The sequence below is a fragment of the Mesorhizobium sp. M7A.F.Ca.CA.004.06.1.1 genome (assembly GCF_003999135.1).
In the GTDB taxonomy this organism is placed as follows: domain Bacteria; phylum Pseudomonadota; class Alphaproteobacteria; order Rhizobiales; family Rhizobiaceae; genus Mesorhizobium.
This window is the reverse complement of the sequence record NZ_RZPQ01001295.1, coordinates 1-787: the sequence shown is the minus strand read 5'-3', so window position 1 is coordinate 787 and position 787 is coordinate 1. Positions and strand designations below refer to the sequence as shown.

Below are 787 nucleotides of genomic sequence, written 5' to 3'. Positions count from 1 at the left end.
CACCGCATCGACGTCGTCGCCAGTGTCCGCCTGTTGGCTGCCGGATTCCGCGATCATGCGAAATCCTTGCCAGACAGAGATTATGGAAAATTGCGGCGGATCGTTCGAATTTTAGCGGATGAGCGCTTTTTGCCGAGGCGCGGCGGGTTTGCCGCCAGATCTGGCGATTCCATCCCTTCCGGCAGTTGGGCGGAGTCACATATCCACGACGACGCGGCCGCGGATCTTGCCGTCGACGATGTCGTGCGCGGCATCGACGATGCCGTCGAACCCGATGGTGCTGGACAGGCTGGCGAGCTTCTGCAGATCGAGGTCGGTGGCGATGCGGCGCCATGCCTCGAGGCGGACTGCTTTAGGCGCCATCACTGAATCGATGCCGAGCAATGAGACGCCGCGCAGGATGAAGGGCGCGACGCTGGCCGGCAGGTCCATGCCGCCGGCCAGGCCGCAGGCGGCGACCGCGCCGCCGTAGGAGGTCATCGACAGCACATTGGCCAGCGTGTGGCTGCCGACTGCGTCGATGCCGCCGGCCCAGCGCTCCTTGGCCAGCGGCTTGGCCGGCTGGGCAAGCTCCTCGCGCGATATCACTTCGGCGGCGCCAAGGTCGATCAGAAAGGGGCTTTCGGCATTGCGGCCGGTGGAAGCAATGACATGGTAGCCGAGGCTGGACAGGATCGAGACCGCGACCGAGCCGACGCCGCCGGCCGCCCCCGTCACCACCACCGGGCCGCGATCAGGCAGGATGCCGTGCCGCTCCAGGGCCATGACGCAGAGCATGGCGGTATAG

Annotated in this window: 1 protein-coding gene; it reads right to left on the bottom strand. The window is 66.3% G+C overall.

Going from position 1 to position 787, the window contains the following annotated elements:
* Positions 1–195: 195 nt before the first annotated feature.
* Positions 196–787: zinc-binding dehydrogenase (locus EN906_RS35895; protein WP_164777693.1), on the bottom strand; the 592-nt coding region annotated here is incomplete at its 5' end.